The organism is Microcoleus sp. T3_B1 (assembly GCF_036700445.1).
GTDB lineage: Bacteria > Cyanobacteriota > Cyanobacteriia > Cyanobacteriales > Microcoleaceae > Microcoleus.
The window spans coordinates 1-6193 of sequence record NZ_JAUBOX010000161.1 but is presented as its reverse complement, the minus strand read 5'-3'; the positions used below and the strand labels follow the sequence as shown (position 1 = coordinate 6193).

Genomic DNA, 6193 nt, shown 5'->3' with positions numbered 1-6193 from the left:
GTCCAAAAAGGACGGGCGGGACGCCCATCCCACAATAACAATTAAAATTGTAAGTTATTTAATTCGCGATCCTTAATTAAAAGAACGCAGACGAAATTTCATCTGCGTTCATCTGTGTTTATCTGCTAATATCTGCGGTCAAAAAACATCCCAATCTCCCAATCTAATATCATGTGCGGTCGATCGACCACGCTCAAAAGCCGGGGCGGGTTTACAGAATCTCTCGTTTCTATTGTAGATATTGGTAAACCCGCCCCTACAGGAATTATGGTCAATTCACCTGACATGATATAACTACTTCGCAGCAGGTAAAGACAACTGAGGCGAAGTTTTAGCATAGCTTCCATTCACGGGAATGGCATCCGGTTCCTGCGAAAGCAAAAACTCACGAATAACCCTAGCAACTGCTCTTTGAGCTAAACCGCCGACTACTTTCTGCCCCATATTCTGCACTTCCGGTTTCACCAACAATTGCGGAAGTAGCTGCAATACTTTCGTCCCGTCAAAGCCGGGAGTTGATTGCAAAATATCCCAAATCCGTTTGATGTGTTCTAAGTTTTTTTGTTCAGTTGGTGAAACCACAGGTTGATTTGCCTTGACTCCAAACCATTCGCCGACGACTGCTTTGGCGTTAGCAAAAGCATTGCTGGAAAGTGTGTCGAGACTCTTGACTAATTCCAGGACAATACGATCGCGAATGAAATCTCCTCTTTCGGAAAATAAATACTCTAATGCTTGGTTCAAGATTTTGCTGACATCGTAATCCTCGCTCTCGCGGGCATTGTTGAGCAAGTTTTCTAAGCGGTTCCAGCGGAATTCGCCTTGTTTGAACAGCAAATCTTGCAGGGATGCTCTCAATTCCGGTGCGGGGTCGCTCAACAGCCGTTTTGCAACGTAAGGATAAGCTTTGCTCAACACTTTGAATTCTGGATCGACATTAATGGCAATCCCTTCTAACGTGACGAGCGATCGAATAATCAAAGCATAGTAAGCTGGAACCCGGAAAGGATATTCGTACATCACCGCCGAAAGTTCGTCAGTAATGCTTTTGAAATTGAGTTCGGCAACGCTAGCACCCAAAGCATTGTTAAATACCCCCGCCAAAGCCGGAATAATTGGCGTCAAATCGGTGTCTGGCGTTAAAAACTCTAACTTGACATAATCTTTTGCCAAACCTTCAAAGTCGCGGTTCACCAAATGCACCACAGCTTCCAACAAGCCGTACCGCTGATAAGGTTTAACTTCGCTCATCATCCCGAAATCGAGATAAGCTAATTGACCGTCAGGAGTTGCCAAAAGATTGCCGGGATGCGGGTCGGCGTGAAAGAAACCGTGTTCGAGAAGTTGTCTGAGAGAGCACTGCACCCCCACTTCAATTAAGTAAGGAGCGTCGATTCCTTGAGCTTTAACGGCCTCTAAATTCGTAAGTTTGATGCCGGTGATCCACTCCATTGTTAAGACGCGGCGGCGGGTATATTCCCAGTAGATGCTGGGAACATAAATGTCTTTGATGTGGCCGTAGAGTTGGGCAAACCGTTCGGCATTTTGACCTTCGTGGGTGTAGTCCATTTCTTCGTAAATGCGCTCGCCCAACTCGTCCATAATGCTGGCGAGGTCACTGCGAATTATTTTGAAGTTGTTTTGTGCCCAAACTGCAAGACGCCGCAGGATGTAGATATCTAAGCCGATGTTTTCGGCTAAACCCGGTCGCTGGACTTTGATTGCGACTGTTTCTCCGGTTTTGAGTTTGCCTTTGTAGACTTGTCCGAGAGATGCTGCGGCGATCGGATCTGGGCTGATTTCTGCGTAGATGTCTTTGGGGTGGGCTCCCAATTCTTCTTGGATGAATTGATATGCTACTTCGTTGGGAAATGCTGGCAATTGGTCTTGCAGCGTTGTTAGTTCTTCTAAATATACTGGCGGTACTAAGTCGGGGCGTGTTGAAAGTGCTTGTCCGATTTTGATGAAAGCTGGGCCGAGTTGGCCGAGAATTTCCCGCAGTCGGACGGCGCGACGCTTTTCGTTTGTGGCGGTACGACCTGTTTTGCCGTCGAACCACACACTGAAGGCAAAGCTAAAAAATGTCCAAACAACGCTCGACAGCCTTCCCCAGACTTGTAGAGGTCGATTTCGGTACAGGGCTGCGATCGCCACTGGATCGTACCGAACAGCATCTCCGGCTAACTCGAAAGCTATGTCTCTGGCTGATTTGAGCCGATCGTCCGTTACGAGCTGCGTCTCTAGTGATACTGGTACTGCTTGCAGGGGAATTGTATTTGCATCTTGGAGATTGCCGAGTACAGCCTGAGTCCCTGAATTTACATAAGTTGGCGGGGAGGCTGGCGATACTGTCTTGACATTCATAAATCAGACCTAGTGTGAAGCATTGTAAATATATTGTAACAATTTAAGGAAGAAGACCCTTCTTCCTTCTTATATACTTACTCGCCGCTGGATCTTTGGAGTCGATCGCGAATGCCTGATAGTTGCGATTGGCTGCTGACGGGCGATCGAGGTTGGGGCATTTCGGTATCGGGCCAGTTCGGTAAGTCGTTACAGGGACAGAACTCCGGGGGCATTCCGGTTTGTTTGAACACTACGGGCATAGCGCAGCGCGCGCAGGGACTGATTTCCCAAGCTGGCGTCAGCAGTTGGGCAATTGTTTCGTTTGTGCCTTCGAGGTAACAGTCTCCGCTGTCGCGGGAGATGATTTTTTGCCAGCAGTCTTCAAATTCCTGGCTGTAGCGATCGCCCCCATTTACCAATTTGGGCTGCAGCGCTTCGGAACCGTTGCGAATTAATACTTTTTTGCCTAACTGAAACCAGTAAGCAATATATTTTCTTACTTCACTATCTGATGCCATAACTTTTAGTCAACCCTTCAACTAATTGATTATTTTAGACTTTTAATTGGAAATTACCACTCTTTCTTAAGAGACATTTTATCTTTTACATAATTTCAAAATTTGGCTATTCCTCATGTCAAATTGTTGAGCTGTCCCCCTAGTGAGTATGTTTTTTGACTAATTTATGTGAGTCTTGAATTTTCAATCTTACTTAATGAAAATTCTACCTGATTTTCAGTTAAAATTGTCGTTCGGGAAACCGATATATTTTCTCTCTTGTCGATCGCGACTCCGGCTGTTAATTTTTCGCTACCGGCGGCAGCGGGGTACCCAAAGCGCTGAGATTCAAGGCGTAACCTCCGGTGGCGAGATAAACAGTATCGGCGATCGCCCCGATGTGGCGCACGAGAGTGCCGAGGCGATCGCGAAACAGCCGCCCCGCCGGATAAGCAGGCACAACGCCCCATCCGGTTTCTTCCCCTACCAAAATTACATCAGCCGCCGCCGACTTCAAACAGGCTAGCAAATCTTGCTGCGTAGTCGCCCAAACAGCAGCTTCTTGTTCCAAAAGATTTGCCGTCCAAGTTCCCAGTGAATCAATCAACAAGCAATCTGACGGCTTGCTTGCTCGCAAAACGGCCGATAATTCGATCGGCACTTCTAGAGTTGCCCAATCAACTGGACGGCGATTTCGGTGCCGATCGAGGCGACGAATCCACTCCAAATCCGTTTCATCAACCTGACCGGTAGCCACATAGATTACTTGTTTCCCAGAACCCGCCGCCAGAGTTTCGGCCCATTCACTTTTGCCGCTTCGGGCCGGCCCAGTTACTAAGATTAATTGTCTTGATGTGGTGGGTTCTGAGTTACTCATTAGTCAGTCGATTTTAGATTTTAGATTTTAGATTTTAGATTTACTCCACAACAAATGATTTTGGGAGATTGAAGTTTGGTTAAAACTTTTGGGCTGCTCGCGACTAATGTCGCGGGCTTGTCTCCCTTCTTTGGGCGGGGTCACATACAAAGGATTAAACATAATTCCCAATTGCCAATTCCCAATTAGCAATTACCCATGATGATTTAAACGGCCAACTACCAAATGCTTTTTAAGCGATAATAGCATTGATGAGACAATATCAGAGTAAGTCGATCGAGAACCCCCGTATTTCCCAAGCTGTTATTTATGCCAGATCATCCTCAGATATCAGCGATTATTTGCACCCACAATCGCGCCGCCTATTTAGGTGGGGCGATCGACAGCTTGCTGGTACAGGATTTTCCCGACAACTTTGAAGTAGTAGTAGTGGATAACGCTTCTAGCGATTATGCAAGCCCCGAAAGTTCGACTTCGCGCACCCGCGAGGTGGTAGAAGCAAGACAGGGCGATCGGCGTCTCAAGTACGTCTGGGAACCCGAAATCGGTCTGTCAGTAGCCCGGAACACAGGCGCTAAGCAAGCTCGCAGTGAAATATTAGCTTATCTCGACGACGACGCTATTGCTGAGCCGAATTGGCTCAGGGTGCTGCACGCGGCTTATCAAAGCAATCAACAACTCGCCGTAGCTGGTGGCAAAGTAAATTTGCTCTGGCCTTCGGGAGTCAGCCCGCCCGAATGGCTGTCACCGGGATTGGCCCAGAACTTGGGATCATACGATTTAGGCGATACTTACCTATACGTGACTGCTGCCGGTTTGACTCCCAGGGGTGTAAACTATTCAATCCGGCGCGCTTTTCTCGAACAAATTGGCGGCTTCGATGCCAAACTCGGTAGAGTCGGCAAAAAGTTGCTGTCAAATGAAGAGTTGCGGGCCACAGAATTAGCTTTAGAGTTAGGTTGGCAAGTAGTTTATCTACCGGAGGCCCTGGTGCTTCACCATGTCGCGACAGAAAGGCTCAACAAAGCTTGGTTTCTACAGCGCGGGTGGTGGCAAGGCATCAGCGAGTGTTATCGCGAACAATTGTCCGATCGAGCCGGTATTGCTCAGCTTGGGCGGGGGGGTGAAAGAATCTTGAGGGGAGTCTGGAAGTCTTTTAAATATATTAGAGATCCAGGGCTGCGCTTTGAAAATTTCGTTTTTGCCTGGGGTCAAATCGGTTATTTGAGCGCAGCCATCCGCGGCCTGATTTTTGCACCGAAATCGACCAGCAGGCATTAGGCTATAGGCAATATCCCTCGCTGCTAAAGTCGTCGGCCCTGCTGTGCCGATCGCATTTCATCCACCAAAACTCGACCGCATTTAGGTTCAAGCACTCGATTATGACATCTAGTTCATCCAAGATTCCGGTTTCAGTTCTCATTCCGGCAAAAGACGAAGAACTTAATCTACCTGCGTGTCTGGCCAGCATTGCCAGGGCGGATGAAGTTTTCATGGTTGATTCCCAAAGCAGCGATCGCACGGTAGAAATTGCCATCAGCACGGGCGCAAAAGTAGTGCAATTCTACTTCGACAACCGCTGGCCGAAAAAGAAAAATTGGTCATTGGACAATCTGCCCTTTCGCAACGAATGGGTATTAATTGTCGATTGCGACGAGCGCATTCCGCCGGAACTTTGGGACGAAATCGCGCAGGCGATCGAAGACCCCAATTTTGACGGCTACTACCTCAACCGCAAAGTCTTCTTTTTAGGTCAGTGGCTGCGTTACGGCGGCCGATATCCCGACTGGAATTTGCGTTTGTTCAAGCATCAAAAAGGCCGTTACGAAAACCTCGGCACTGAATCCGTCCCCAATACTGGCGACAACGAAGTTCACGAACACGTAATTTTAGCGGGTCAAGTCGGCTACTTAAAAAATGACATGATCCACGAGGATTACCGCGATTTATTTCACTGGATAGAACGGCACAACCGCTATTCTAATTGGGAAGCTCGCGTTTATTACAATATTATTGAAGGGCGCGACGACAGCGGCACTATTGGCGCTCACTTATTTGGAGATGCAGTGCAGCGGAAACGCTTTCTCAAAAAAGTTTGGGTGTGGCTGCCTTTTAAACCTATGCTCAGATTTATTTTATTTTATTTCATTCAGCTCGGCTTTTTGGATGGAAAAGCTGGCTATATTTATGCAAGGCTATTGAGTCAATATGAGTATCAAATTAATGCAAAACTTTACGAGTTGCGTTGTTGTGGCGGTCAGTTAAATGTGGCAGAATCAGAGCCTGCTCTGTCGCCGCCAGTAGTTATCACTCAGGAGACTGAAGTGAAATTGCCGTAATAGTAGGTATGAAATTTTAACCGCAGATGGCGGCGGATTGACGCCGATGAACGCAGATATAGTCATTTCAAATAAGTATGAGACACTAGACTTCACAATAAGCACGAATAATTTCATCAAGAGATGTGCCAGGA

Annotated in this window: 5 protein-coding genes; 2 read left to right on the top strand and 3 right to left on the bottom strand. The window is 47.3% G+C overall.

Annotated features, from left to right (window positions below; genetic code table 11):
- Positions 1–294: 294 nt before the first annotated feature.
- The 3 genes from QT990_RS35160 to cobU all read right to left on the bottom strand — a co-directional run bounded on the left by QT990_RS35160 (position 295) and on the right by cobU (position 3720).
- On the bottom strand, positions 295–2364 hold the full coding sequence (locus QT990_RS35160) for an AarF/ABC1/UbiB kinase family protein (RefSeq protein ID WP_333466378.1): 2070 nt from the start codon (positions 2362–2364) through the stop codon (positions 295–297).
- A 77-nt stretch (positions 2365–2441) separates the two neighbouring features.
- Positions 2442–2864, bottom strand: a complete 423-nt coding sequence (locus QT990_RS35155; protein ID WP_333148160.1) for a hypothetical protein — start codon at positions 2862–2864, stop codon at positions 2442–2444.
- A gap of 280 nt (positions 2865–3144) precedes the next feature.
- Positions 3145–3720 carry a bifunctional adenosylcobinamide kinase/adenosylcobinamide-phosphate guanylyltransferase gene (gene cobU / locus QT990_RS35150; RefSeq protein WP_333148158.1) on the bottom strand — a complete coding sequence of 192 codons (576 nt, stop codon included), beginning with the start codon at positions 3718–3720 and terminating at the stop codon, positions 3145–3147.
- Positions 3721–4029: 309 nt separating this feature from the next.
- Between cobU and QT990_RS35145 the strand changes: the two genes are divergently transcribed.
- Positions 4030–5001 (top strand): glycosyltransferase family 2 protein, encoded by a 972-nt coding sequence (locus QT990_RS35145; protein WP_333310946.1) that lies wholly within the window; start codon positions 4030–4032, stop codon positions 4999–5001.
- A gap of 101 nt (positions 5002–5102) precedes the next feature.
- Positions 5103–6059 (top strand): glycosyltransferase family 2 protein, encoded by a 957-nt coding sequence (locus QT990_RS35140; RefSeq protein WP_333466377.1) that lies wholly within the window; start codon positions 5103–5105, stop codon positions 6057–6059.
- Positions 6060–6193: the final 134 nt, after the last annotated feature.

What these genes read in the sequence shown, in the direction of transcription:
- QT990_RS35160 (WP_333466378.1), bottom strand. Translation starts at nt 2,364, where the DNA reads ATGAATGTCAAGACAGTATCGCCAGCCTCCCCGCCAACTTATGTAAAT.
- QT990_RS35155 (WP_333148160.1), bottom strand. Translation starts at nt 2,864, where the DNA reads ATGGCATCAGATAGTGAAGTAAGAAAATATATTGCTTACTGGTTTCAG.
- QT990_RS35145 (WP_333310946.1), top strand. Translation starts at nt 4,030, where the DNA reads ATGCCAGATCATCCTCAGATATCAGCGATTATTTGCACCCACAATCGC.
- QT990_RS35140 (WP_333466377.1), top strand. Translation starts at nt 5,103, where the DNA reads ATGACATCTAGTTCATCCAAGATTCCGGTTTCAGTTCTCATTCCGGCA.
- cobU (WP_333148158.1), bottom strand. Translation starts at nt 3,720, where the DNA reads ATGAGTAACTCAGAACCCACCACATCAAGACAATTAATCTTAGTAACT.